This window comes from Saccharothrix syringae, from assembly GCF_009498035.1.
Taxonomy (GTDB): domain Bacteria; phylum Actinomycetota; class Actinomycetes; order Mycobacteriales; family Pseudonocardiaceae; genus Actinosynnema; species Actinosynnema syringae.
This window is the reverse complement of record NZ_CP034550.1, coordinates 10,570,325-10,594,809: the sequence shown is the minus strand read 5'-3', so window position 1 is coordinate 10,594,809 and position 24,485 is coordinate 10,570,325. Positions and strand designations below refer to the sequence as shown.

24 protein-coding genes and 3 tRNA genes are annotated in these 24,485 nt (G+C 74.0%); 12 read left to right on the top strand and 15 right to left on the bottom strand.

Features of this window, described 5'->3' with window-relative positions; all coding sequences use genetic code 11:
* The first annotated feature begins 146 nt into the window (after positions 1-146).
* The gene (locus tag EKG83_RS45075; RefSeq protein ID WP_033428435.1) at positions 147-350 is read left to right on the top strand and encodes a cold-shock protein; all 204 of its coding nucleotides are present in this window, start codon (positions 147-149) and stop codon (positions 348-350) included.
* 73 nt (positions 351-423) lie between these two features.
* Here EKG83_RS45075 and EKG83_RS45070 read toward each other — a convergent pair whose 3' ends face one another.
* From EKG83_RS45070 to EKG83_RS45065, 3 genes are all read right to left on the bottom strand, one after another.
* Entirely contained in the window at positions 424-705 is a 282-nt protein-coding gene (locus EKG83_RS45070) for a hypothetical protein (RefSeq protein WP_228122435.1), read from the bottom strand.
* A gap of 321 nt (positions 706-1,026) precedes the next feature.
* The gene (locus EKG83_RS49355) at positions 1,027-1,155 is read right to left on the bottom strand and encodes a hypothetical protein (RefSeq protein WP_265590310.1); all 129 of its coding nucleotides are present in this window, start codon (positions 1,153-1,155) and stop codon (positions 1,027-1,029) included.
* A gap of 41 nt (positions 1,156-1,196) precedes the next feature.
* The gene (locus EKG83_RS45065; RefSeq protein ID WP_051764635.1) at positions 1,197-1,745 is read right to left on the bottom strand and encodes a hypothetical protein; all 549 of its coding nucleotides are present in this window, start codon (positions 1,743-1,745) and stop codon (positions 1,197-1,199) included.
* A gap of 164 nt (positions 1,746-1,909) precedes the next feature.
* Between EKG83_RS45065 and EKG83_RS45060 the strand changes: the two genes are divergently transcribed.
* The 6 genes from EKG83_RS45060 (at position 1,910) to EKG83_RS45035 (ending at position 3,634) form a co-directional block, all read left to right on the top strand.
* The gene (locus tag EKG83_RS45060; protein ID WP_033428437.1) at positions 1,910-2,155 is read left to right on the top strand and encodes a hypothetical protein; all 246 of its coding nucleotides are present in this window, start codon (positions 1,910-1,912) and stop codon (positions 2,153-2,155) included.
* A gap of 210 nt (positions 2,156-2,365) precedes the next feature.
* A tRNA-Glu gene (locus EKG83_RS45055) sits at positions 2,366-2,438 on the top strand.
* A gap of 38 nt (positions 2,439-2,476) precedes the next feature.
* Positions 2,477-2,550, top strand: a tRNA-Asp gene (locus EKG83_RS45050).
* Positions 2,551-2,584: 34 nt separating this feature from the next.
* Positions 2,585-2,661, top strand: a tRNA-Phe gene (locus tag EKG83_RS45045).
* Between the two features lie 230 nt (positions 2,662-2,891).
* A complete protein-coding gene (locus EKG83_RS45040) occupies positions 2,892-3,104 on the top strand; it encodes a hypothetical protein (protein ID WP_033428438.1) in 213 nt (70 codons plus the stop codon).
* Positions 3,101-3,634 carry a Clp protease N-terminal domain-containing protein gene (locus EKG83_RS45035; RefSeq protein ID WP_051764637.1) on the top strand — a complete coding sequence of 178 codons (534 nt, stop codon included), beginning with the start codon at positions 3,101-3,103 and terminating at the stop codon, positions 3,632-3,634. The genes EKG83_RS45040 and EKG83_RS45035 overlap by 4 nt, the downstream gene beginning before the upstream one ends.
* Here EKG83_RS45035 and yczE read toward each other — a convergent pair.
* The gene (gene yczE, locus EKG83_RS45030; protein WP_033428439.1) at positions 3,603-4,232 is read right to left on the bottom strand and encodes a membrane protein YczE; all 630 of its coding nucleotides are present in this window, start codon (positions 4,230-4,232) and stop codon (positions 3,603-3,605) included. The two genes, EKG83_RS45035 and yczE, sit on opposite strands and share 32 nt — an antisense overlap.
* Before the next feature lie 61 nt (positions 4,233-4,293).
* Between yczE and yczR the strand changes: the two genes are divergently transcribed.
* Positions 4,294-5,745, top strand: coding sequence for a MocR-like transcription factor YczR (gene yczR, locus EKG83_RS45025; protein ID WP_051764638.1), 1,452 nt, complete (start codon positions 4,294-4,296; stop codon positions 5,743-5,745).
* 899 nt (positions 5,746-6,644) lie between these two features.
* Here yczR and EKG83_RS45020 read toward each other — a convergent pair.
* The 8 genes from EKG83_RS45020 to EKG83_RS44985 all read right to left on the bottom strand — a co-directional run bounded on the left by EKG83_RS45020 (position 6,645) and on the right by EKG83_RS44985 (position 17,008).
* Entirely contained in the window at positions 6,645-7,634 is a 990-nt protein-coding gene (locus EKG83_RS45020) for a hypothetical protein (protein WP_033428440.1), read from the bottom strand.
* Between the two features lie 407 nt (positions 7,635-8,041).
* Positions 8,042-9,844: a CHAT domain-containing protein gene (locus EKG83_RS45015; protein WP_051764639.1), complete on the bottom strand. Its 1,803-nt coding sequence runs from the start codon at positions 9,842-9,844 to the stop codon at positions 8,042-8,044.
* Entirely contained in the window at positions 9,841-10,266 is a 426-nt protein-coding gene (locus tag EKG83_RS45010) for a hypothetical protein (RefSeq protein WP_033428441.1), read from the bottom strand. The genes EKG83_RS45015 and EKG83_RS45010 overlap by 4 nt, the downstream gene beginning before the upstream one ends.
* On the bottom strand, positions 10,263-10,847 hold the full coding sequence (locus tag EKG83_RS45005) for an RNA polymerase sigma factor (protein ID WP_033428442.1): 585 nt from the start codon (positions 10,845-10,847) through the stop codon (positions 10,263-10,265). The genes EKG83_RS45010 and EKG83_RS45005 overlap by 4 nt, the downstream gene beginning before the upstream one ends.
* Before the next feature lie 88 nt (positions 10,848-10,935).
* Positions 10,936-13,119: an FtsX-like permease family protein gene (locus tag EKG83_RS45000; protein ID WP_033428443.1), complete on the bottom strand. Its 2,184-nt coding sequence runs from the start codon at positions 13,117-13,119 to the stop codon at positions 10,936-10,938.
* A 387-nt stretch (positions 13,120-13,506) separates the two neighbouring features.
* On the bottom strand, positions 13,507-15,813 hold the full coding sequence (locus EKG83_RS44995; protein WP_033428444.1) for an FtsX-like permease family protein: 2,307 nt from the start codon (positions 15,811-15,813) through the stop codon (positions 13,507-13,509).
* A complete protein-coding gene (locus EKG83_RS44990; RefSeq protein WP_033428445.1) occupies positions 15,810-16,487 on the bottom strand; it encodes an ABC transporter ATP-binding protein in 678 nt (225 codons plus the stop codon). The genes EKG83_RS44995 and EKG83_RS44990 overlap by 4 nt, the downstream gene beginning before the upstream one ends.
* Positions 16,484-17,008, bottom strand: coding sequence for a PadR family transcriptional regulator (locus EKG83_RS44985; RefSeq protein ID WP_033428446.1), 525 nt, complete (start codon positions 17,006-17,008; stop codon positions 16,484-16,486). Before EKG83_RS44985 ends, EKG83_RS44990 begins: the two co-directional genes overlap by 4 nt.
* A gap of 152 nt (positions 17,009-17,160) precedes the next feature.
* Here EKG83_RS44985 and EKG83_RS44980 point away from each other — a divergent pair, with 152 nt between their 5' ends.
* Positions 17,161-17,697 carry a CGNR zinc finger domain-containing protein gene (locus EKG83_RS44980; protein WP_084716034.1) on the top strand — a complete coding sequence of 179 codons (537 nt, stop codon included), beginning with the start codon at positions 17,161-17,163 and terminating at the stop codon, positions 17,695-17,697.
* 177 nt (positions 17,698-17,874) lie between these two features.
* Here the strand turns inward: EKG83_RS44980 and EKG83_RS44975 are convergent, their stop codons facing one another.
* A complete protein-coding gene (locus EKG83_RS44975; RefSeq protein ID WP_033428448.1) occupies positions 17,875-19,131 on the bottom strand; it encodes a DUF445 domain-containing protein in 1,257 nt (418 codons plus the stop codon).
* Positions 19,132-19,160: 29 nt separating this feature from the next.
* Here EKG83_RS44975 and EKG83_RS44970 point away from each other — a divergent pair, with 29 nt between their 5' ends.
* Positions 19,161-20,333: a pyridoxal phosphate-dependent aminotransferase gene (locus EKG83_RS44970; protein WP_033428449.1), complete on the top strand. Its 1,173-nt coding sequence runs from the start codon at positions 19,161-19,163 to the stop codon at positions 20,331-20,333.
* On the opposite strand, the gene EKG83_RS44965 is transcribed toward EKG83_RS44970, so the two are convergent.
* Positions 20,322-22,250 carry an NACHT domain-containing protein gene (locus EKG83_RS44965; protein WP_228122434.1) on the bottom strand — a complete coding sequence of 643 codons (1,929 nt, stop codon included), beginning with the start codon at positions 22,248-22,250 and terminating at the stop codon, positions 20,322-20,324. The two genes, EKG83_RS44970 and EKG83_RS44965, sit on opposite strands and share 12 nt — an antisense overlap.
* A gap of 84 nt (positions 22,251-22,334) precedes the next feature.
* On the opposite strand from EKG83_RS44965, the gene EKG83_RS44960 reads away from it, so the two are divergent.
* Positions 22,335-22,757, top strand: coding sequence for a TFIIB-type zinc ribbon-containing protein (locus tag EKG83_RS44960; RefSeq protein WP_084716035.1), 423 nt, complete (start codon positions 22,335-22,337; stop codon positions 22,755-22,757).
* Positions 22,758-22,836: 79 nt separating this feature from the next.
* On the opposite strand, the gene tgmC is transcribed toward EKG83_RS44960, so the two are convergent.
* The gene (gene tgmC, locus EKG83_RS44955; protein ID WP_153278817.1) at positions 22,837-23,958 is read right to left on the bottom strand and encodes an ATP-grasp peptide maturase system methyltransferase; all 1,122 of its coding nucleotides are present in this window, start codon (positions 23,956-23,958) and stop codon (positions 22,837-22,839) included.
* A 111-nt stretch (positions 23,959-24,069) separates the two neighbouring features.
* On the opposite strand from tgmC, the gene EKG83_RS44950 reads away from it, so the two are divergent.
* Positions 24,070-24,468 carry a helix-turn-helix domain-containing protein gene (locus tag EKG83_RS44950; protein ID WP_033428453.1) on the top strand — a complete coding sequence of 133 codons (399 nt, stop codon included), beginning with the start codon at positions 24,070-24,072 and terminating at the stop codon, positions 24,466-24,468.
* Positions 24,469-24,485 lie beyond the last annotated feature (17 nt).

The following is a 24,485-nucleotide window of genomic DNA, read 5'->3' as shown; positions in this document are numbered from 1 at the left end:
AGGCCGTGGTTTCTGTGTTCGTGTCTCACGCTCGCGGAACGAGGCGCGGGCGTGCCGTCCCCGCTTGAGGTAGCGGGGGGAAGCGCCCCGGTACGGCCGGGGTTGCACGGTGCAGCCCCAAGCTTCCCTGCGATGGAGGCAGGTACATGGCACTGGGCACTGTCAAGTGGTTCAACTCCGAGAAGGGCTTCGGCTTCATCGCCCAGGAGAACGGCGGTCCGGACGTCTTCGTCCACTACTCGGAGATCCAGGGCCAGGGCTTCCGGACCCTGGAGGAGAACCAGCGGGTCGAGTTCGAGATCGGCCAGGGCACGAAGGGTCCGCAGGCCCAGAACGTGCGCAAGCTCTGAAGTAGGCGCGGACGTGGCGCGGGCCCCCGACCGGTTTCCGGTCGGGGGCCCGCGTGGTGTTCGGGGGTACGCCCTAGAAGCCGCGCTGGCGGGCTTCCCACTCCAGCCGCTGCATGACCCACTCGGTGGCCAGCGCCTGCGGGGAGGTCTGCCGCTCGGCGGCCAGCTCCTTCAGCTGCTCGTTCGCCATCAGCTGGAGGCGGAGCTGGTAGACCTGCGCGTTGCCGAAGCTGCCGCCGGACCCGGTGGTCTCGGGGTCCGCGGTTTCCGGTGCGAGCGCCGCGAGGTAGGACTCCAGCTCCTCGTCGGGCAGGAGTTCTTCCTGTTCACGCTGCGGCGGGCGATGCCGGCCCAACTTCGAGCGTCCAAGCGATCCAAGAGGCACCGGGCCACGATAACGGTTGGATTGCGGACCGCGACAAAGTGTGGCGTGGGTCACAGATGTGTGCATGGAGAGGCCCCCGCGCCAGGGGGAGGAACGCGGGGGCCGGAGGGGATCTCCACAGGCGCTGACCGGGGGTGTGTCAGCAAATCGGATTGTTGCACGCGCACCCGGACCTGGGGAGTGGGTTGGAGCGAAATTTCAGCCAACCGATGCCTTCGCGCCGCGCGGGCGCGGGCTGCCGGCCACCACGAACGTGTTAGTGGTGCGGGCCGGGGGCCCGGCCCGCCGCGCTCACGCCGGTCGGTGGCCCGCCTCGGTGACGGCGGCACCCACCTCGTGGCGGGACAGCTCCCCGGTCGCGGAGCCGGCGCGGTGGCCGCAGGTCATGCCGGTGACGGAGTGGGTGCTGGTGAACGACACGGGCCTCTCACCCCTCTCGGGGTGGAATCGGGAGGATACCCCTAGGGGGTAGGGTTGTCGTCGGTCGGGGGCTCCAGCTGCGTGATCTCCCCCTCCAGGCGCTCGACCAGCTCCTCCAGGCCCGCGAGCATGCCGTCCAGCTCGCTCATCTTCTCGGTCATCAGGCGGTCGATGTCCGCCTCGATGGCAGCCAGGGAGAGGCTGCCGACCGCGTCCCGGGGGTTGCCCGCGGCGGCGGCCTGGGCGAACGCCGCGAAGTCGAACCCGGGCTGCTCCCCGGTCGGCTGCTCCCCGGGCTGTTCGCCGGCCGGCCGTTCCCCGGCTTGCCGTTCCCCGGTCGGCCGTCCACCGGTCGGCGGCTGTTCGACGGGGGCGGCCTGGGCGGCGCCGGTCGTGCCCGGCGGCGGTTCGGTGCCGGCCCCGGCGCCGCCCCGGTCGTCGCGCTCGGTGTCGGCCCGGTCGTCGCTTCCCGGCTCGGGAGGCGCGCTGGGCTGTTCGGCCGCCCGCTGTCCCGCCGCGTGCGGGCCTGCGGTCGGTGGTGCTCCGGCTGCTGCGTCCGCCGACGCCCGCTCCGGTACCGGTTCGGTCATGGGATCCACCCTCCTCGTTCGCGTCAAGCACATCACGCGGCGCTTGACACCAAGTGGCCTACACGGAAAGTGACGCTGCGTCGCCCCCGAATCACTCTGCGGGGGGCTGCGGCGGTTCGACGGGCTCGCTTAGCCTCGCGCCAACCTCAAGTCGGGGAGGCGTCATGAGCGGGTCCCTAGAAGTACGTCAGTTCCTGTGGAACCAGGACGACATCATGTCCAGGCCGGGCGGCGGTGGGGTGCCCGCCCAGCGGACCGGTGAACCATCGCGGATCTCGGACGACCAGGTGCACCGGGCGCGGCTGTCGGTCGCGCGGGGTGCCACCAGCGCCGAGGACTGCCGGTTGCTGCTCGACATGCTCGGGCTGTCACCGGGTGAGGACGGGGGTCCGCCGCCCGTTCAGCGCTAGTGGTCCGGTCCGGTCGGTGCCCGCGGGTGCCGACCGGACCGCCGAGCGCCCCCTTTTCCCGGCGGCGCGCGGACTGATCGCGCAGGTCAACACAGAAGTGCCACCCCCGTTTTGGAGGTGTGGGCACCTGTGCCCTATGCTTACGATGCTTCCACCGGACAGCGTGGAGGGCCTGGGAAGAAGGTGGCCCAAGGGCTGCTGGAGGAACTGGTCCCCATCGTCTAGCGGCCTAGGACCCCGCCCTTTCAAGGCGGTAGCGCGGGTTCGAATCCCGTTGGGGGCACGTAGTACAGTAGGATGAGCAACAACGCAGTACAGCAAGGCCCAGTGGCGCAGTTGGTTAGCGCGTCGCCCTGTCACGGCGAAGGTCGCGGGTTCAAGTCCCGTCTGGGTCGCAAGGTAGTTCGGCTGCACGGCCGGGCCCTACCTGGCCAGGTAGCTCAGTTGGTACGAGCGACCGCCTGAAAAGCGGTAGGTCGGCGGTTCGACCCCGCCCCTGGCCACCACAGCTCGAAGAAAGCCCCTCGCGAGACCGCGAGGGGCTTTCTTCTTTTCCCGCCTTTGCGCGACCGCGATCGGTCGCCGACTTTTCGGCGCCTCGTGAGATTTGAATCACTTCCCGGCCGGGTGAATGCCGCCCGCCTTTCTTCGCGATCCCCGACGCCCACGACGGGGTCGTCGACCCTGCCGTCAACCTGGGTTGACAAGAGTCGGGTTGTCAACCAAAGTTGACGGCATGACGGAGGCAACCGAACTCGCCTCGGCGGCGGGCGACCAGGACCCCAGGGTCGGGCTCCGCGCGGTCAGCGCGTTGCGCCGGCTGCTGGAGACGCTCGAAGCGGTCCAGGTGCGCAACGCCCGCGCCCGCGGGTGGTCGTGGCAGGAGATCGCGGCCGAGCTGGGGGTCACCCGGCAGGCCGTCCACAAGAAGCACGGGGGAGGACGATGATCGCGGAACGGTTCACCAGGGAGGCCCGGCAGGCGGTGCACGACGCCGTCGCGGAGGCCGAGCGCCTGGACGCGCCCGAGATCGGGCCGGAGCACCTGGCGCTGGCGCTGCTCGACGCGCCCGTGCTGGCCGGGTTCGACCTGCCGCGCGACGAGGTGGTCGAGGCGTTCGCCGCCGCCCGCCGCAAGGGCGGGCTCAGCGAGGCCGACGCCGACGCGCTGCGCCGGCTCGGCATCGACGTCGACCAGATCGTGGCGTCGGTCGAACGCGCGCACGGCGAGGGCGCCCTGGCCGCGGCACCCCGGCGCAGGCGCAGGTTCTTCGGCAACCACCTGCCGTTCACCGCGGCGGCGAAGAAGACGCTGGAGCGCAGCCTGGTCGAGGCGCGCGACCTCGGCGACAACCAGCTGCGCCAGGAGCACGTGCTGCTGGCGCTGCTGGCCCAGCGCGGGCTGGTGGCCGAGGTGCTGGAGGCGCGCGGCGTGAGCTACACCGAGCTCAGGAGGCGGGTCGCGAGCCGGTCCACGTGACCAGGGGGAGGAACGCCTGGGTCAGCGGGCCGATGGCGACGGCGTACAGGACGGTGCCCACGCCGATCGTGCCGCCCAGCGACCAGCCCGCGAGCAGCACGGCCAGCTCCACGACCGTGCGCACCAGGCGCAACGAGGTCCCGGTCCGCGCGCAGAACCCGGTCGTCAGGCCGTCGCGCGGGCCGGGGCCCAGCCGGGCGCCGATGTAGACGGCGGCGGCCAGGCCGTTCAGCACGATGCCCGCGGTCAGGAACAGGGCGCGCGGGAGCAGGTCGGCCGGGGACGGCAGCAGGGCGAGGGTCACGTCCACCGCGACGCCGATGACGACGACGTTCGCGACCGTGCCGACGCCGGGGCGCTGCCCGAGGGGGATCCAGCAGAGCAGGACCAGCAGGCCGACCGCGGCGGTGACCGTGCCGAAGGACAGGCCGGTGATCCTGGTCAGGCCCTCGTGCAGCACGTCCCACGGGTCCAGGCCCAGGGCCGCGCGGATCTGCAGGGCCATGCTCGCGCCGTAGAGCCACAGCCCGGCGAGGAGCTGGGGGAGGCGGCGCAGCGGCGACACGCGGACGGGGACCTGGGTGAGGGCGGCGAGCATGTGGCCATCCTTCGTGGCCATTGGCCTTGTATTCCAGAGCCAATGCACAATAATTGGCCACATGACGGTGCCTGGGGGACGGATATCCGGTTTCAGACTGGCCCACCTGCTCGGCGAGTGGCGCCGCCGCGGTGCGCGCCAGGGCTCGGCGGACCTGGCCGCCGCCATCCGCCTGCTCGTGCTGGACGGCCGCCTGCCCGCCGGCACGCGCCTGCCCGCCGAGCGCGAACTGGCCGAGGCCCTGCCGGTCAGCCGCACCATGATCACCGCGGCGCTGGACCAGCTGAGGTCCGAGGGTCTGGTCGCCAGCCGCCGCGGCGCCGGGTCGTGGATCAGCCTGCCGACCGGGACGCTCGGGATCACCCCGGACACCCCGCTGGTCGGCCACAGCATGATCGACTTCGCTCGCGCGGCACCCCCGGCCCTGCCGGGCGTGCTGGAAGCCTTCGACACCGTCCGCCGCCGCCTGCCCGAGCACCTCGCCGACCACGGCTACTACGAGCACGGGCACCCCGACCTGCGCCAACGCGTGGCCGACCGCTACGCGGCCCGCGGCCTGCCCACGTCACCCGACCAGATCGTGATCACCAGCGGCGCCCAGCACGCCCTGGCCATGACCCTCCGGCTGCTCACCGGACCGGGCGACCGGGTGCTGGTCGAGCAGCCGAGCTACCCCAACGCCCTGGACGCGATCAAGGCCGTCTCCGCCATCCCGGTCCCGGTGGCCATGACCGACACCGGCTGGGACCTCCCCGGCATCGCCGCCGCCCTCCGCCAGGCCGCGCCCCGGATGGCGTACCTGGTGCTGGACTTCCACAACCCCACCGCCCACCGCCTGGACGCCGCCGGCCGCGCCGAACTGGCCGACATCGCCCGCCGCGCCAGGACCCCGCTGGTGGTCGACGAGACCGTCGCCGAACTCGATCTGGACGGGGACCCCCTGGCCGGCCCGCCCCCGATGGCCGCGTTCGCCGAAGACCTGGTGATCACCCTGGGGTCGGCCAGCAAGTCCCACTGGGGCGGCCTGCGGATCGGCTGGATCCGGGCGTCACCCGAGGTCGTCCACCGCCTGGTCTCCACCCGGACGGCACTGGACCTGGGTTCGGCGGTGGTCGACCAGCTGGTGCTGGCCGAACTGCTCGCCGACCCCGACCCGGCCCTGCGCGACCGCCGCGTCCGCCTGGCGTCCCAGCGCGACGTCCTCATGGACGGCCTGCGCGAGCACTGCCCGAGCTGGCGCTTCACCCGCCCGACCGGCGGTTTGAGCGTGTGGTGCGAGCTGGACGCCCCGGTCAGCACCCGCATAGCGGTAGTGGCCCAGAACCACGGCCTCCGCCTGGCCCCCGGCTCCCGCTTCGGCGCCCACGGCGGCTTCGAGCGCTGGCTCCGGCTGCCGTACGTCCAGTCGCCGGAGGTCCTGCGGGACGCCGTTCAGCGGCTCGGGCTGGTGGCCGCGTCGGTCACGGGCACGGGGGCGGCGACCGAGGAAGACGTCGCCATTCCGGTGGCCTGAGCTGCGACGACGAGGGCCGGCAGCGACGGGCTCGGCGGGTGGTCGGCGGCGGCAAGTGGTCGGCGGCAACGGGTCGTGGGTGACGAACCGCGTTGCGGCGGCCACTGTCGGCCGCTGGCGGGGTGGCCTACCCCTGGGTACCTCTTGCCCGCCGGCTGCCGGTCGTGGCCGGAGCCCGGCTGGCTGGGGTCGGTCGTGGCTGCTGGTGGGACTGGCCGCGGCCGGGTCGGCTGCGGTTGTTGGGCTGGCTGGCGCGCGTTGGCGGGCGCGGGCGCTGGCTGGTGTGGGGCTCTGGTGGAGTCGGTCGGCTCGGGTGGGGGCGGTCGGCGTTCGGGTGGGGTGGGGCTGCTGCTCGGCGGGGCGGCCGGTCCGTGGTCAGTGGCACGGGGTGGGCTGGTCCGTGGTGGGCGGAGGGGTGGTCGCTCGGGGTTTCCTCATGTTCAACCGATGCGCGAACCCCCCGTTTTCGTACATGTTCTGGAGTTGATCACCCCATCGTGTGATCGAACTCCTCCGCCGGGCTCCGGCGCAGCCCCTCGATGAGCCGGGGCCCGGCGGTGGTCTCGCGAACCTGCGGTGGGGAACGCTCCAGGGATTGGCGTCCCCCACCGCAGGTTTCCGTGTGATCCCATCGCTGCGGGGGCAGCGCGACGACGGGACCATTGCCCGTTCCTGCCGGGGCGCGGTCGGCAGGAACGGGAGCCTCTGGGCGTGCTCGGGTATCGGGCGTGCTCGGGTGTTGGGCGTGCTCGGGTGTGCCTCGGCGCCGGAGTCGGCTGCGTCGGCGGGCGGCGGCTGTGGTCAGGGCCTGCGGTGCGGGCCGGGGACAGTCGCTTGGCTGCGTCCTGTGCCGGGGACTGCGGTTGCGGTGTGCTCAGGGCACACGGGTCCCGCGTAACTCAGTCGGGTGACGTGCTGGGCAGCCCTGGCACGCTGCCCGGTGACCGGCCGTCGTCGCGGCGTTCCACCGACCAGGCGGTCGGCGGTTCCACGTCGGACTGGCCGGTGAGGGAGGCGGTGACGCCGCCACCGCGGTGGCCGCCGCCGTTGTCGGCGCTGCCGGAGGACGCGGTCGGCGCGCTGGGCGCGGGCGCGTGCTTCGGGGCCGGTGAGGGCGAGCCCGGTTCGGGTGCTTCCCAGCTCACCAGTGCGGTGGGCGTGGCGGCCTGGGGCTGGTGCGCGACCGGTGCGGTCGACGCGGGGAGCGCGTGGCCGGCCGGTGTCGGTTCGTGCTTCGGCGCGGCCGGGGGTGCGGCCGGTTGCGCCGACGCGGGCGGTGGGGCCTCGGCGGCCGCGAGGGCTGCTGCCCTGGCCGCCGCCTTCGCGGCCACCTTCGCCTCGTACACCGGGGTGGGCACGGTGTTGGTCACCGAACCCGTGCGGCTGCTGTAACCGAGGTCGTCGACGGCCGGGTACGCCAGGTCGTCGTCCTCGGTGGTGCCGGCGAAGAACGGCTCGTCGGTGAAGACGGTGGCCGCGGGCTCGGCGGCGGGTTCGCGGGCGAACGTGAAGTCGGGGAACTCGACGACCCCCAGCACCCCCGGCGATCCCAGCGAACTCGCCGATCCCAGCGACCCCGCCGGACCCAGCGAGCCCCCCGAATTCAGCGAGCCCAGCGAGCCCACCGAATCCAGCGACCCCGGCGAATCCAGCGACCCCGGCGATCCCGGTGACGGCACCGCGTCCGCGACCAGGTCGGCGGCCTCCGCCCGCTGCTCCTCGTACGCCTCCTGGTGCGCGAGGTGCACCGCCTTGGAGGCGGTGAGCACCTCGTCCTCCGCCGACGCCGCGCCGGCGCACACCAGCCAGGCCGCCGCCGTCAGACCGCTGACGGCGAGCGCCCGGAGCAGCAGCGATCCGGTGCGGCGCACCGCGTCGGAGACTGCCACTGGAGATCACCACCGTTCCGGGTACGGCGAACGGGACGGACCGTTCGAGGTCTACGTTTTGCTATGTCTAGCACTGGTCACCGCATTTTCGAACTTTCTCCGGCCGAACCCACTCGGAAGGGCGGTGCGGTGCGGCTGTCCGGGTTGTCGCACCCCTGAGTGAACACGGTCCGTCGTCGATACCGCATCGGGTGAAAATTCCTCAAGTCCCCTGTGGATGGTGAAGATCTGGTCCACAGTGGACGAATATGGGCGCGTTCCACTGCCTGAACTCGACCGGCGCGGGCCCGTCTCCTCGTCCGGGGCGACCAAGGGATGATGCGCGGCACCGACGAAGTGCTTAAGCCGTTGGGGTGAAGATGGGCTGGCTTGACCGGCCCATCCGACGTCTTCCCGCGCTGGCGCCGTCATCCCGCTCCCACGCAGACGAAGCCCAGCTCACCGTGGCGGGCCTGCGCGTCCGCAAGCGCTTGCGCAGGTCGGGCCAGGTCGGCGTGCAGGTCGATCATGAGGTCGACGACCCGGTCGTCGGGCACGGACCGCACGCTCTCCACGACCACGCGCGCCCCGCGCCGCAGCAACACGCGCGCCAAACCCGACTCGCACGCGGACAACACCACTATCGGGGGAACTTTGGCGAGGCTGTCCAAGTCGTGTCCGTGCAAAGGGCCATCTTCAAGTTGCAAATAGGAGAAAAGCTCGTCTTGACGCACGCCGTGCGCGGCGATGTGCACGACATCGGCTTGCGCCATTCCCGACAACGCGCCGTCCACGGTGGAGCGGAACTCGCCGCCGTGCGCCCGCCGCAACGACTCCACCTCCCGCTGCGCGTGCCGGAGGTCCGGCCCGGCCACCCACAACCGCCTGCCCAGCGCCAACGGTCGCGAGTGGGCCCGGAACCAGCAGCCCGCCGACGGCGCCACGGACACCGCCCGGCCACGCGCCGACGGCAGCGCCGCCCACGGCAGCCGCGCCAGCTCCGGGCTGGGCACGACCACCAGCCCGCGATCGCCGGCGGGGCGCAGCAGGCGGTCCAACTCGGCCACGGCGTGCGGTGCGGTCGCCGGAAAACCGGTCACCGCGGGTGATGCGGTGGCCAGCGAAATCGCTCGAACGTGTCGAGCCGCGGTTCGGGCGTCCCCGCAGTCGTGCAACCTGACCCGCCCGGCCGCGACCGACACCGCCACCAGCCGACCCCGGTGGCTGATGAACATCAGCAGGGCCCGGTCGCCCAGCGCGCCCAGCACGTCCGACAGCGGCACGACCGGTTCGCGGGCCGGCCCCGCCGCGAACGAGAGCCTGCGGACCTCCCGCTCCAGGTACGCGACCCGGTCCTGGTCGCCCCGCACGCGCGCCAGCCGCAGCTCCGCGCGCACCTCGCCCACCTCGGGCGTCGGCGCGGGCGCCGCGGCGCGGCGGCGTTCGCCCCAGTGCAGGACCGCTCGGGCGTCGGTGCTGTCGAGGGCGTGGTCGAGGGCGATGTCCACGAGTTCTCCGCTGGTGGTGGTGTCGTGCAGGGCGAGTCCCGCGCGGCACGCGGCGACCGCGTCCCGGCGTGTGGTGGCCAGGCGGGCCCGGGCGAGCCAGCCGGCGGCCCTGGACCGAGTGGTGCCGCGGTGCCTGCGGGCGGCGGCTTCCGCGGGGAGGAGGGCGAGGCGCAGTTCGGCCGCGTCGTCGTGGTGGCCGTGCTCGTCGCACGCGGCCGCGACCGCGCTCGCCGCCGCGATCACGTCTGCTGGGGTGGGGGTGTTCGTCAGGCCAGAGGTGTTCGAAGGGCTGGGGGTGTTCGAAGGGGCGGGGGTGTTCGTCGGGTCGAGCACGTTCGTCGGGCCGGGGGCGCCCACCGGGGTCGGTGGACCGGCCGGCGTTGGTGGACTGGCCGGGGGTGGTGTGCCCGCCCGGCCGGGAGTGCTTGTCGGAACGGGTGCGGGCGTCGAGCCGGATGCGCCTGCCCGCAGGGCGATCGCCTGCGCGACCGGCACCCAGAACGACCGGTTCGCGGCGCGGAACGACGCCTCCGCCTCCGCGGCCAGCGCGCGTGCCGTGACGGGGTCGTCGTCGCGCAACGCGCAGCGCGCCGCGAGCAGCAGGGCTTCCGGCACGCGCGTCGTGACGGCGGCCCTGAGCACGGCGTTCGCTTCCCGCACCAGTCCGGTGCTGAGGAGCGCTTCCGCGCGGTCGACCAGGGCTCGCGTGCGTTCGGGGGTCATGCGACGAACCACGGGGTGGCGCGGCGACCGGCCGGACCGTCCAGCACGAACCTGACCGGGCCGAACGGCACGCCGTCCAGGTGGAACCAGCCCGTGCGGTCGACCGCCGCCCGGACCTCGCCGCCCGGCCACCGCGCCGTGGCCAGCGCGCAGGGGCGGGGGGCGAGGCCGGTGGCGTGCAGGCCGCCGTCGGCGTGGTCGAGTTGGAGGTCCAGGCCGGCGAACCGCAGGGTCCGGGTGGCGCACCGACCACGCGTACCGGGTGGCGTGACCAGGGCGGAGTCGGTGAGCAGGCGCAGCGGGACCGCGTCCACCCGTTCGGCCAGGGCGTCGGCGGCCCGCGCGGCCAGGTCGTCGGGGGCGGGGTCGAGGTGGTCGACCAGGTGGGCGAGGGCGTCGAGCAGCAGGCGGTCGGGGGTCACCGGGCCACCTCCACGCCGATGCGGCGGCGCAGCACCGCCAGGCACCGGCCGCGCGTGGGGCCGAGGCTGTTGACCGGGATGCCGACCGCCTCGGCGACCTGCGTGAACGACAGCTCCGGCGCGAACGCGGCCAGCCGCAGGATCTCGCGGCACCGGTCGCCCAGGGTCGCGTAGGCGCGCCAGAGCCGCGCGTCGGCCTCGCCGGTCAGCAGGGCGTCCTCGGGGGTCGGCGCGGTGTTCCCGAAGGCCGGCGCGGTGTTGCCCGTCGGCGCGCGGTCGGGTGGTTGCCACAGGTCGGTGGGGGCTTCGCGGCCGCGCAGCCGCAGTACGGCCAGCGACTCGTGCCGGGCCGTGGTGACCAGCCAGGCGCCCAGGCGGTCCGGGTGCCGGATGCGGGTCAGGTTCTCGGCCAGCGCGAGCCACGTGGTCTGGCAGACGTCGGCCGCGTCCTCCGGGCCCAGCCGGTGCGAGCGGGGCACCGCCCAGACCAGGCGCACGTGCCTGCGGACGACCTCCTGCCACGCGGTCTCGTCGCCGCCGTGGGCGAGGGTGAGCAGTTCGGCGTTGGTTCGATCTTGCACGTTCCTTGAGAGCGAGCCGTCTGACCTGGGGATACAGCTGCCGCACGATGGTGTGGTGCTGGGAACCGAAGATCGTCGCGGTGCGTCGCTACTCGGTTCGCAGGCCGGTCGGGAGGATCGCCGAGCGCAGCGCCGGCAGCGTGCACAGCGACACCGCGAGCACGATGACCACCGCCGAGCCGACCGTGGTGGCGACCTCGGTCCACTCGACCCGGAACCGGCCGCTGGGCGCGACCAGCCACGCCGTGCCCAGGCCGATCGGGACGGCCAGGCCGGTGCCGAGCGCCGCGGGCACGGCCGACTGCCACAGCGCGGACACCGCGAGCACCCGGTGCGGCACGCCGTTCGCGGCGAGCACGGCCGTGGGCCGGGAGCGTTCCAGGACCTGGTCGGCGGCCGCCGCCGCGAGCCCCACCACGGCGAGCAGGGTGAGCAGCGCCGAACCGCCGATCACGCCGCCGCGCAGGGACGTGAACAGCTCGACCTGCCCCGCCTCGAACGGCCGGCGCAGCGTCACCGCCCGGTCCACGCGCCCGGTCGCGGCCAGCAGGCGGTCGCCGAACGACTCGTCCGGCGCGCCGCGCACGACCAGTTCGACCGGCGGGAGGGCCGACAGCACGGGGTCCGCGCCACCCGCGACGAACAGGCCCGGCGGCCCGGCGGCGCCCTCGACCGGCCGGTGCCGGGGCACGACCCACCGCTGCCCCTCGACGACCACCTCGGTGCCCGGCGCCGGGCCGTCACCGACCAGGTAGGCCGAGCCGGGCGCGCAGTCGTCGACCCGCAGGCGCTCGGCGAGCTCGGCGCAGTCGGTGCTGAGCAGCGACGCGCCCGCCGTGCGGTACCGGCGCACCTCGCTGACCCGCCCCACGCCGCCGACCAGCGCGATCGACTCCTCCAGCGACCGCAGCGGGGTGTGCCGGGACAGGTCGAGCACCCACCGGTCGGGCTCGTCCACCGGCGGCGCGGCGCTGACCTGCGCGGCCACGCCGAGCAGCACCTGCAGCGTCAGCGAACCGGTCAGGACCACCACCACACCGGACAGCACGCGGGGCGTGCCGGTGTCGAAGCGGAGCGCGCGCAGGGCCAGCAGCGGCGCGACACCGTCCGGCTGGAGGCGGCGGGCGACCTGCCCGACCAGCCACGGCAGCACCGCGCCCGTGCCCGCCAGGACCAGCGCGATGCCCAGGCCGAGGCCCACGGCCACGCGCGAGTCGGTCATCGCCTCCCAGAAGTCGCCGACCACCGTGATCACCACCAGCACGGCGGTGCCGGCGCCGAGCAGCGCGAACCGCCACCACGCCCGCCGGGCGGGTGGGCGGACCTCGCGGACCAGGCCCAGCGGGCCCAGTTCCTCGGTGCGCAGGGCGAGCAGCGCGGACCCGACCGCGACCACCGGCACGCCCAGCCCGACCAGGGCGCCCAGCAGCGGGTCGGGCAGCAGGTCCGTCGGGAAGAAGCCGACGCCCTCGACCTCGACGAACCGGGCCAGCGGCCGGGCGGCGAAGAACAGCGCCACGCCGACGAACAGGCCGAGCACCGCCCCGGCCAGCGTCTCGCCCGCCGCGAACCGGCGCAGCTGCCGGTGCGACGCGCCGACCAGGCGGATCGCGGCGAGGCGCCGCGCGCGGCCGGTGGCGCCGAGGCGGGTGGCGACCACGACGAAGATCCCGAGCGGCACCAGCAGGGCGCTGATCGCGGCGAGCATCAGCAGGCGGTACGCGGGCAGCAGCGTGTACCGCGGCAGGTCACCGCCGAAGCCGGTGGCGTCGGCGGCGTCGTCCAGGTGGACCTGCGACAGGCCCGCGTAGAAGAGCAGCGACTTCGGCCTGGGCAGGCCGGCGTCGGCGATCACGCCGATGACGCTCTCCGGGAACAGGGCGCGGACGGCGTCGTCCGCGCGCATGAGGTCGAGCAGTTCGGGCGAGACCACCAGCTCACCCGGGCCCGGGATGCGGCCGACCCCGGGTGGGGCGGGCGCGTCGGGCGTGGTGGCGGCCAGCTCGACGCCGTTGATCCCGCGGCCCTGCCACGGGACGGTGACCCGGCGGACCTTGAGCACGGCCGGCCCGTCACCGGTGGCGGTGACGGCCGCGGCCCGCACCCGCTCCGACTTGGCCTCCCGGGCGGGGCCGACCGAGGCGGCCAGCAGCAGCACGGTCACGCCCAAACCGACGCCGGTCGCGGTGAGCGCCAACCTCGCCCAGGACGTCCGGCTGCCCCCGACGGCCAGCCGGACGCCCAGGGCCAGGTCGGCGACCCACCTCGTCATCGGGATGCACCCCGCCCGCTCCGGTGGACCGCTCGTGGGATGTCTTCGAGAGTCGTCACACTGGTAAAGACGCTTCACGATGCGGCCGCGTGGCCTCGGGCGGGGTTGTTGCCGGGGATTGGTTCGTGGGCGGGGTCGATGCCTGCCCGCGCGCGGGACGGGGCTGGGCGGGACAGGGCTGGGCGGGCGGTGGCGCGGGCGTCGACCTCGGCGGTGCCGGGGACCGGTGGGTGGCGCGGTGCTCGGTTGGGTGGTGCGGTGCTCGGCCGAGCTGGTGGGGCGTTCGCCGGTTCGGACGTGCCCCCGTGTCGCGGAGCCGTGGCCGGCTCCGGTCGGGGGTGGTCGCCAGGGCCGGCGACCACCCCCGACCGGTCACCTCGGACGAGGTCACTCGGCGCGCAGGCCGAGGGCACCCGTCGCCCGGTGCAGGGACGGCAGCGACAGCAGCGTCACGACCAGCACCATCAGCGCCGCCGTGCCGCTGAGCACCGCGATCCCCGCCCAGTCCAGGACGATCGGCTGGGTGATCACCCGCAGGAGCAGGATGCCCAGACCGCCGCCCACCACGACGCCGGCAACCAGGGCGAGCAGCAGCGGCACGGCGTTCTGCCACAGCAGCGAGCGCGCCAGGGTGCTCCTCGGCACGCCGCCGGCGGCCAGCACCGCCAGGGGGCGCCTGCGCTCGCGGACCTGTTCCAGGCCCAGGACCAGGAGGCTGGCGCCGGCCATGAGCAGGGTGATCAGCGAGCCCGCCAGCAGGGCCTGCCGGATGCTGCGGAACTCCTCCACCCGCTGGGGGACGCCCGTGTCGCCGAAGTACGACGCGTAGGTGCGCCACGTCAGCGGTGCCAGGGCGTTGCGGACCCGCTCGGCGACGTCCGGCTGCGCCGGGTCGACCAGCACCAGCACGCTGGCGTGGGCGTCGGCCTGCGGCAGGTCCGCGGCCACCGACGGCGTCACCATCAGGCCGGTGCGGTTGCTCATGACGGTGTTGTTCGGCTTGGCCTCGACGTACCGCGGCACCGTCCACTCAGGACCCGACTCCTCGGGGTCGTCGCGCACGACGGTGTACACCGCGCCCGGCCGCGGGGCCGGGGAGGTGCCGTTGACCGTGTGGTCGCCGTCCACGAAGAACGCGTCACCGTCCCGGCAGGACGGCACCTCCGCGTAGGCGCGCAGCACCTCGCACGTGCCGATGGTCACCGCCTGGTAGTCCTCCGCGCCGCGGCGCAGCGTCACGCTCCGCGTCGGGTGCACCCGCTCCACGCCGACCGACCGCTCCAGCGCCGCCACGGTCTGCTCGGCCAGCCCCGGGACCGCGTTGGACAGGTGGACCTCGACCCGGCTCAGGTCGACCTCCGGGACCGGCTCGTCGACGAGCCGGCTCTCGGCGCTCGCCATCACCGACTGCAGGGCGATGCCGCCGGCCAGCACCACGGCCACGCCGCCGACCACGCGGGCGGCCGTGCCGCTCTCCAACTGGAGCCTGCGCACGGCGAGCTGCCACGACGGCGCGCCACCGCGCAGCCGGCCGACCACCCGTTCGACCAGCCACGGCAGCATCAGCGGGATGGACAGCAGGAGCAGCACGATGCCGGCGATCAGGACCGGTTCCGACGCCCTGCCCCGCTCGCCGCCCATCGCGTCGGACTGCGACAACAGCGCGGCCGAGCCCAGGAAGATCGGCAGCACCCGCCACCACAGCACCCGCCGCACCGGCTTCGCGTGGCGCACCACGCCCAGCGGCTCGACCACCGTGCGGCGCATCGCGATGATCGCCGTGGTCACGGCCAGCACGGGCACCAGCACGGCGATCAGCGCCGCGAGCGGCGGCGACGGGGTCAGGTCCTCGACGAACACGCTGATGCCGAGCAGCCGGACGTCCTCCACGAACCGGCGTCCGAAGAGGAACAGCGCGGCACCCACCGCCAGCCCGATGAACGCCCCGAGCAGCGCCTCGCCCGCCGCGATCCGCCGCACGCGCCGCGCGCCCGCGCCGACCAGCCGCAGCGCCGAGAGCCTGCGGTCGCGCTCCGCGCCCGCGAGCCGGGTGCTGATGCCCACGAACACCAGCACGGGGAACAGCAGGGCGACCACGCCCACCAGGATCATCAGCGACAGGACCGGGTCCAGGCTGCGCTCCCGCAGCGCACCGCCGAACCCGACGATCGCGTTGTCCTCCTCTTCGAGCACGGTCGGATCGCCCGCGTAGAACAGCAGGTCGTTCGGCGCGTTCAGGCCGGCCCGGTCGATCGTGCCGAGCACCCGCTGCGGGAACCGCTCGCGCAGCACCGCGCCCTCGGGCGAGGCCAGCAGCTCCGCCAGGGCGGGCGAGAGGAAGACCTCGCCGTCGCCGGGGAGCCGCGGCAGGCCCGGCGGCACCGGCGCGCCCGGCCCGCCCGCCTTCACGAACCGGCCGGCGATCGACTCGCCGCGGTACTCGGTGAACCAGGAGACCTGGAACAGCGCGCGGTCGCGGTCGAGGTCCCGGCCCGGCTCCGGGTGCACCGCCTGGGTCGCGGCCGCCCGGGCGTCCCGCTCGGCCAGCACGGTCGTCATCGACGAGGCGGCCAGCAGCACGGCGACGCCGATGCCGATGCCCGCCCCGGTCAGCACGAGCCGGACCCACGACGTGCGGCCGCCGCCGAGGGCGAGCCGGACGCCGAGCGCCAGGTCGGACCACCACCGCCTCACCGGACCGGCTCCATCTCGCGCGACCGGCCGTCGCGCACCACGACCTCGCGGTCGGAGTACGCCGCCACGCGCGGCTCGTGCGTCACCAGCACCACGGCCGCGTCGGTCTCCTTGGCGGCGGTGACCAGCAGCTGCATCACGCGCTCGCCGTTGAGGGAGTCGAGCGCGCCCGTCGGCTCGTCGGCGAACACCACCCGCGGACCGGTCACCAGGGCCCGCGCCACCGCCACCCGCTGCCCCTGGCCGCCGGAGGTCTCGCCGGGGCGCTTGTCCGCCACGTCGGCGACCTCCAGCCGCTCCAGCCACTCCCGGGCGCGCGACTCGGCCTCCCGCCGCTTCACCGAGCCCAGGCGCAGCGGCAGGGCCACGTTCTCCAGGCAGCTCAGCTCCGGCACCAGCTGCCCGAACTGGAACACGAAGCCGAAGTCGGTGCGCCGCAGCTCGCTGCGCGGGCCGTCACCCAGCGCGCTCAGCTCCACGTCCCGGTAGCGCACCGTGCCCCGATCGGGCTGGAGGATGCCCGCCAGGCAGTGCAGCAGGGTCGACTTGCCCGAGCCCGAGGGGCCCATCACGGCGACGACCTCGCCGGCGTGCACGCGCAGGCCCGCGCCGTCGAGCGCCGGGGTCGGCCCGAACGACTTGTGCAGGTCGACCGCTTCGAGCAGGGCGTTCACCGGGTCACCGCCGTCTTCAGCTGGCCGAGGCGCGCGGCGGTCAGCTCCAGCCAGCGCAGGTCGGCTTCGAGGTGGAACAGGGCGTGGTCGCAGATCAGCTGGTCGGCCAGGTCGCCGTCGGCCTTCCGCCTGGTCAGCTCGCGCATCGCGGCCAGGTGCGCGGTGCGCTGGACGTCGAGCACCTCGTCGGCGCTGCGGCCGGAGAGCAGGGCCAGCACGACCTTGGTGTAGAGGGTGTTCTGGAGGTAGGGCTCCGGCTTCTCCGGGGTGCCGAGCCAGCGCTCCACGTCGGTCACACCCGCGCCCGTGATCGCGTACCGCTTGCGCTCCGGACCGTCGCCCGCCTCGACCCCGGCCTCCTCGACGAGACCGTTGCGGAGCAGGCGCGACAGCGTCGTGTAGACCTGCCCGTAGTGCAGCGGCCGGTCCTGGCCGAAGCGCTCGTCGTAGGCCCTCTTCAGGTCGTACCCGTGCCGCGGACCCTTCTCCAGCAGGCCCAGCAGGGTGTGTCCGATTGACATGGGACCGACTATACACACGATGTATACACAGGGTTCATAACCCGATCGGGCGAAAGGAGAGTGTCACCCGAAAGGGCAGAAGGGCTAACCGGCTAAAACCATTTGACGGTTACTTCGCCACATCGGGACCTTCCGGCGCCTACAGTGGAGGGGTGACTGGTCTGGCGGCCGGCTGGGACCACGCGGCTTTCCCGCAGGGTCGAGCCGGCGATGCGGAACACGATGTGGAGCTGCTGCTCGCTTTCCTGAACACCCGAGACCTAGAGCTCGGCACGGACGTCCTGGACAGTGCCGCCGCCTGGCGCGCGTGGGTCACCGAACGCGGCCTCGGCCGGCCGGGCGAACTGCCCGAGGTCCGTGCCGCCCGGAACTCGCTGCGGGCCTCGCTGGGCGAACGGCACGACGGACCCGATCCCACCCCCGCCGCGGGCCTGGTCCGCGTCGACCTCAGCCGCGGCGTGCCGACCATGTCCGGCACCGACGCCCTGGGCGCGGTGCTCGGCGCGGCGGCGCGGCTGGCGGTGCTGGGCTCGTGGGAGCGGTTCAAGATCTGCCAGGCGGACGACTGCCGGTGGGCGTTCTTCGACCGCTCGCGCAACCGCTCGCGCACCTGGTGCTCGATGCAGACGTGCGGGAACCGGGAGAAGGCGCGCAACTGGCGCGAACGCCGCGCCCTGAGCGTGACCTGACCGCCGTCCGCACGTCCGGCGCGGGGTCGTGGGCGTTGAACCCGGGGGTCGTGAACGTTCGACACGAGGGTCGTGAGCGTTCGACTCGCGGGGTCTGAGCGCATGACACGCCGGGGCTGAGCGCATGACACGCCGGAGCTGGAGGCATGACACGCGTGCGTTCGGTGCCGGCGGGTCTCAGACGACCAGCTGGCCGACGGTGTAGATGAGCAGGCCCGCCAGGGCGCCCACGACCGTGCCGTTGATGCGGATGAACTGCAGGTCGCGACCGACCTGCAGCTCGATCTTGCGCGAGGTCTCCTCGGCGTCCCAGCGCTCGACGGTGTCGGTGATCAGCGTGGTGATCTCGTCGCGGTAGTGCGTCACCACGTACGCCGCCGCGCCCTCGACCCACCCGTCGACCTTCGCGCGCATCGACTCGTCCCCGACCAGCCTGCGCCCGAACGACAGCAGGCCCTCGCGCACGCGCCGCCGCAGCTCGGAGGACGGGTCCTCGGCCGCGTCGAGCAGCATCTTCTTCGCCGTGCCCCACGCCGAGCCGATGAGCCGCTGCACGTCGGGGTGCCCGACGACCTGCTGCTTGACCTGGTCGGCCCGCTGCATGGTGGCCGGGTCGGTGCGCAGGTCCTCGGCGAACTCGATCAGGAACTGGTCCACCGCGAGCCGCATCGGGTGGTTGACGTCGGTCTTCACCGCCCACGCGAAGTTCAGCAGCTCGGTGTAGACCTTGTCGCCGAGCAGCGAGTCCACGAACTTCGGCGACCACGTGGGCGCGCGCTGGGTGACCACGCTCATGACCTTGTCGTAGTTGTCCCGCACCCAGTCGTAGGCGCGGTCGCACACCAGGTCCACCAGCTTGTGGTGCGCCCCGTCGGCCAGCACCTGCCCGAGCAGCCTGCCCAGCGGCGGCCCCCACGGCCGGTCCACCAGCCGCCGCGCGATCGCGTGCTCGACCACGGCCTGCACGTCCTCGTCGCGCAGCACGGTCACCGCGCCGCGCACCACGTTGGCCAGCTCGGACGTCACCCGCTCGGCGTTCTCGGGCCGGACCAGCCACTCGCCCAGCCGCCGCGCCACCTCGACCCGCCGCAGCTTGTCCCGCACCACCGCCTCGGACAGGAAGTTCTGCCCGACGAACGACCCCAGCGCGTCGCCGAAGGCGTCCTTGCGGGTCGGGATGATCGCCGTGTGCGGGATCGGCAGCCCCAGCGGCCTGCGGAACAGCGCCGTCACGGCGAACCAGTCGGCGAGCGCGCCGACCATGCCCGCCTCGGCGGCCGCGCGCACGTACCCCACCCAGGCCGGTCCGCCCTCCTCGAACAGCAGCGCGACGACGAAGACCACCGTCGCGGCGGCGAAGAACCCGGTGGCCACGAGCTTCATCCGGCGCAGGCCACGGCGCTTGAGCTGGTCAGCGGCGGTCAGTTGCTCCACACCGCCATTGTCCGTGAAGATGCGCAGTCGTGCGGGTACCAGCGCTAGTCCCCAGGTTGCGGCCGTTCACCTCGACGATCTTCGCGGAGATGACCGCGTTGGCGAACCGCACCGGGGCGGTGAACCTCGGGCAGGGCTTCCCGGACACCGACGGCCCGGCCGGGATGCTCCGGGTCGCCAAGGACGCCATCGACGGCGGCGTCAACCAGTACCCCCCGGGCCCCGGCACGCCGGAGCTGCGGCAGGCGATCGCGGAGCACCGGGCCCGCTACGGCACCCACTACGACCCCGACACCGAGGTCCTGGTCACGGTCGGCGCCACCGAGGCCATCGCCGCCTCGCTGCTCGCGCTGGTCGAGCCCGGTGACGAGGTCGTGCTGATCGAGCCCTACTACGACTCGTACGCGGCGTCGGTGGCGCTGGCGGGCGCGACGCGGCGCACCGTCGGCCTGGTCGAGGAGCCCGGCACCGGTCGCCTCGGCCTGGACGTGGCGGCGCTGGCGGCGGCGTTCGGGCCGCGGACCAGGGCGGTGCTGGTCAACACGCCGCACAACCCCACCGGCACCGTGCTCAACCGCGACGAGCTGGCCGCGATCGCGCGGCTGTGCGTCGAGCACGACGTGGTGGCCATCACCGACGAGGTGTACGAGCACCTGGTGTTCGACGACCGCGAGCACGTGCCGCTGGCCACGTTCCCGGGCATGGCCGAGCGCACCGTGACGATCTCCGGCGCGGGCAAGTCGTTCAACTGCACGGGCTGGAAGATCGGCTGGGTGTGCGCGCGGCCCGAGCTGGTCGCGGCGGTGCGCGCGGCCAAGCAGTTCCTGACCTTCGTGGGCGGCGCGCCGTTCCAGCCCGCCGTGGCCCACGCGCTGCGCCACGAGCAGGCGTGGGTGGCGGACCTGCGGGCGTCCCTGGAGGACAAGCGGTCGCGCCTGGCCGCCGGGCTGGCCGAGGCCGGGTTCGCGGTGCGGCCCAGCGAGGGCACCTACTTCATCACCGCGGACGTCCGCCCGCTCGGCTTCGACGACGGTGGGCAGCTGTGCCGGGAGCTGCCCGGGCGGATCGGCGTCGCGGGCGTGCCCGTGCAGGTGTTCACCGACCACCCGGACCGGTGGCGGCACCTGGTGCGCTTCGCGTTCTGCAAGCGCGACGAGGTGCTCGACGAGGCGATCGCCCGGCTGCGCAAGCTAGGCGCCTGAGCGGACCCGCGCGCGGGCGCCCGCCAGCCGGTCCTGCACCAGCGCGTGCCGGAACTGGTAGGCGGCGCCCGCCTGGCGCAGCACGCCGAGCTTGCGGGCGTCCTCCAGGAACAGCGTCAGCTCCCACGGCAGCCTGCCGCGCACCGCCAGCCAGATCCGCGCCACGGTGAACCACCACCAGCGCAGGTGCAGCACGGACAGCGTGAAGCCGAGCAGCAGGCCGCACGCCAGGCCCAGGCCCACCATGCCGGTCTGGTACGGCCCGAACACCAGGCCGGCCGCCGCGCCGAACACCACGGCCAGCACCAGCGAGCCGGTCCACACCGCGACGCGGTCGCGCGCCATGGTCCACCTCGGGCTCGACGGGTGGGTCAGCTCGGCGTTGTCGGCCAGCGCGAACCGCAGCGCCGCCGCCACCGCGATGCCCAGGCCGACCACCAGGCCCGCGGACAGCCCGTACAGCGCCCAGAACACCAGACCGACGGCCGTGCCTAGCACGCCGCTGACCACGACCAGGCTGCGCCACACGCCGAGCCGCGGCTTGGGCGAGCGCAGCCGCGAGGCGTGCAGGGCGGCCACCGCGACGACCAGGCCGGCGCCCAGGCCCGTGACCGGGGCCAGCTCCGGCGTGCTCGCGTACGCCATCAGCCACGCCACGCCGAACCCGCCGATCAGGCCCAGCGACAGGGCGCCGAGCGCCGCCAGCCACGGGCCGCGGACCGAGCGCCGCAGGTCCCACCAGGCCAGCTCGCGCACGCCGCGGTCGCACATCTGGGTGGCCAGGAACGCCAGCCAGCGCCGGGCCCGCTCCCGCGGCCACACCTGGCTCGCCCGGACCTGGTGGGCCACGCCCCGGTCGCCGAACGAGCCCGCGACCAGCGCGTCCACCAGGTGGTCCTCGATCGCGCGGCGGTCGGGGAAGCGGGCGCGGTCCAGCAGCTCGCTCGGCTCGCCGTAGGCGTACACCACGCCCGCGAGCCACACCGCCAGCGGCGTGCACAGCGCCTCGGCCAGGCGGCCGTCCGGCTCGTCGCGCAGGTGCAGGAAGATCGGCTCCCAGCGGGCCGCGGTCACCGGGTCGGCGGTCGACCGCAGGTAGCCCGCGATCTCCTCGTGGTCCAGCGGCTGGAGCTGCACGACGTGGGCGCCGGCGACCGGGGTGCGCGCGTCGGCGAACTCCTCGGTGCGGCAGGTCAGCACCAGCGGCTGGGACCTCGGGAACGCCCGGTTGACGCGGTCGAGCGCGTCGGCCCGCTGCGCGGCGGGCACCTGGTCGAGGCCGTCGAGCACCGGGAACACCCGCCGCTGCTCCACCAGCAGCTCGCCCGCGTAGCTGCCGTACAGCTCGGTGTTGCGCAGCGCCGGGTGGTCCTCGTAGAGGCGGCGGGTCATCCAGGTGCGCACGTCCTCCACGCCCGGGTCCCAGGTGGACAGCGGGAGCAGGAACGGCACCGGCTCGCCGGCGCGCCGGTCGAGCAGGCCGATGGTGAGCAGCATCGCCGTGGTGCTCTTGCCCGCGCCCGGGTCGCCGAGGAACACCATGCGCCCGCCGCTGCGCCGGAACGCGCCGAGCACGCCGTCGCTGTGGCCGGGTTCGCCCTCCAGCGCGCTCCAGTGCAGGTCGAGGAGGTGGTCCTCCAGGCCGCGGGCGCGGCACTCCTCGTTCCACTGGGTGTGCAGGGCCCTGGCGAGCGCGCTCGCGGCGGCGTCGAGGTTGTCGTCGGTGGCCAGGCCGGCGGCGCGCCTGCGGTGCAGCCACGGGTCCAGCGCGGCGAGCAGCACGAGGAAGGCCACGGCCAAACCGATCAGCCACACGTCGGGGTCGATGCCGTAGTCGGTGACGAAAAGGCCCGCCGTCGTGAGCACGGCGGCCAGCACGCACCCGGTCAGCACGGCCCGCTGGCGGAATCTGGACACGACGGCATCATGGCTCACCGAGCGCTTAAGGGTGACTTAAGGTGGTGAGGTGATCACCATTGTGTCGTGCGTACCCTCGATCGTGTGATCTGCCCGAAATGCCAGGACCTCATGCAGACCATCACCCGCGGTTCCGTGCACATCGAGCAGTGCGAGAACTGCCACGGCGTCTTCCTCGACGGCGGTGAGCTGGAGCAGATCATCGCCGCCGAGCGGGCGCACTACGCGCCGCCCTACCGGCCGGAGGGCGCACCGGTGACGGCCGTGGTCGAGCGGGCCCCGGAGCAGGACGGCGACCAGGCGCCCGCCGGGCAACCGGTGGTGCAGCCGGTGGCACCGCCGGCCGCGGGTCCGCCGCCGCCCTACCAACCGCCGCCCTACCAGCCCCCACCCGCGTACCAGGCGCCACCCGGAACGCCGCCCCCGCCGCCCGCGCACCCCGGCTACCACGACCCGTACTACGGGCACCGCCGCCGGCGCAGCTTCCTGGAGGAGCTGTTCGACTGACGGACTCGCGGTGCCCGGGTGGAGGACACGCGGTGCCGGAGCGGAGGACACGCGGTGTCCGAGTGGAGGACTCGCGGGGCTAGAGGGGCCAGGTGTGGGGGGTGTCGGGCAGGGCGAAGTACTGGGTGGTGGGGGTGGCGGTGAAGGTGAAGTGGTGCCGTCGGGGCCTGCCCAGTGAGCGCCACTGGTCGTAGGCCGCCTCGGCGAGGTCCCACAGGCGGCGGGGGCCGCCCTGGTCGACGGTGGCGCCGCGGTGGCGCACCCAGGAGCCGTCGGGGTGGGCCAGGCGCGGCGGGTCGCCCGCGGTGACGACGTCGGGCAGGGCCAGGCCCGCGAAGAACTCGAAGCCGCGCGCCGGGTCGAGCACCATGGCCGCCGACAGGGGCGTGCCGCGCGAGCTGCCCGGTTCGGCGGTCAGGGCGTGCCCCAGGGCCTCGTCGGCCCACCCGGCGTGGTGGGCGCGCAGCGGCATGAAGCGGCCGTCCTCGGCCATCACCGGGCCGGTGGCCACGCCGTCGCGGACGGTCAGCCGGACCAGGCCGGCGCCGATGGGCCGGTTGAACGTGGTGACGACGAGCCCGCCGGGCGCGGTCTGGGCGAGCCACGCGGGCGGGACGCGGGAGACGGCGCACGTGCCCAGGACGCGGTCGTAGGGCGCCCGCGGCGGGTGGCCCTGCTCGCCGTCGCCCGCGACGCACGTGGGGGAGTAGCCGGCGGCGGTCAGGCGGTCGCGCGCCCGCGCCAGCACGCCGGGGTCCACGTCGATCGACGTCACGCGGTCCGCGCCCAGGACGTGGGTGAGCAGCGCGGCGTTGTAGCCGGTGCCGGTGCCGATCTCCAGCACCCGCGAGCCCGCCGGGGCGTCCAGCGCCTCCAGCATGATCGCCATGATCGCGGGCATGCTCGACGAGCTGGTGGGCACGCCGACCACCGGACCACCGGCGAGTGCTTGCTCCCACGCGCGGTCGTCGCCGTTCAACTGGGTCACGCACACCTGGTTCCGGTAGACCAGCGCCAGGTGGTCCGGGTGGTCGCGGGTGACCGCATCCCAGGTGCCGTCCGGCCGCTGCACGAAGAAGCCCGGCAGGAACGCGTGCCTCGGGACCTCGCGAAACGCCTCGACCCAGCGCGGGTCGCGCAGCACGCCCGCGGCCGTGAGCGAATCGACCATCGCGTCGCGCAGCCTCGCCGCAGGGTCCACCCGCCCACCGTAACCCGGTGAGCGAGGCCACGCCCCCGTTGCTAGCAGTCCGCTTGCAGGAGCTAGCACTCCGGCGTACCGTCGAATACGGATCGAGGAGGTGCCGCAAAGTTGGACAAGCCCATCGACAAGGCGGTGGCCGACCTCGGCCGCGACATCGGCGAGTACATCCGCCAGCAGCGCAGCACCGCGAAGATCTCGCTGCGGCAGCTGGCCAGGCTCGCCGGCGTCTCCAACCCGTACCTGAGCCAGATCGAGCGGGGCCTGCGCAAGCCGAGCGCGGAGATCCTGCAGCAGATCGCGAAGGGACTGCGGATCTCGGCCGAGGCGCTCTACGTCGAGGCCGGGATCCTGGAGCAGCGCGAGGGCGGTGCGCTCGCGGACGCCATCGTCACCGCGCCCGACCTGACCGAGCGGCAGAAGCAGGTGCTGCTCGACGTCTACGAGTCGTTCCGGCGCGAGAACGCCGCCAACCACCAGGCCGGGCCCGCCACCGGGCCCGCCACCTAAGACCGAGCCGGAGGAGT